Here is a 461-nt window from a genome sequence, read left to right on the forward strand (position 1 = left end):
TTCGTACCCAGCGATGAATCGCTGGGCTATTAACAAGTGTCCCTGACGGGACAAGGAAGTATCCAGCCGATTCTCTCGTCGCTAACCTAAAAAGCTTGCCCGAAGCGAATCTGAATCTGGCTGCGCGGCAGCGCCTCGAACGCGGGCGGGTTGCCGGGAGCTTGCGGCAACTGGAAACGCGGCGCGCGCAAGAGGAAAGCGTAATCGACGGCGACAGGTCCGAACGGCGTGCGGAGACGCAAGCCTAAGCCGACGGTGTTTGTAAAACGCGCGTCGGAGTTGAAGTTCTCGAGCGCGCTCGCGCCTGTGCGCACGCGCTCTTTGCCGAACAGGTCGCCGACGCTATCGAAAACGTTGCCGCCATCGTAAAACGGCACGAGTTGCAGGCTCTTAGTCAACGGCACGCGGGCTTCGAGGTTGACGAGCGCGAGGGCGTTTCCGCCGACGGGGACGGTGAACGG

Annotated in this window: 1 protein-coding gene; it reads right to left on the minus strand. The window is 61.6% G+C overall.

Annotation, left to right across the window (positions count from 1 at the left end):
• Positions 1-86: 86 nt before the first annotated feature.
• Positions 87-461, minus strand: a 375-nt coding sequence (locus tag MFP24_RS00315; protein WP_249246709.1) for a BamA/TamA family outer membrane protein, incomplete at its 5' end; no start/stop codon positions are given.

It is taken from the genome of Brenneria tiliae (assembly GCF_023347575.1).
Classification (GTDB): Bacteria; Pseudomonadota; Gammaproteobacteria; order Enterobacterales; family Enterobacteriaceae; genus Brenneria; species Brenneria corticis.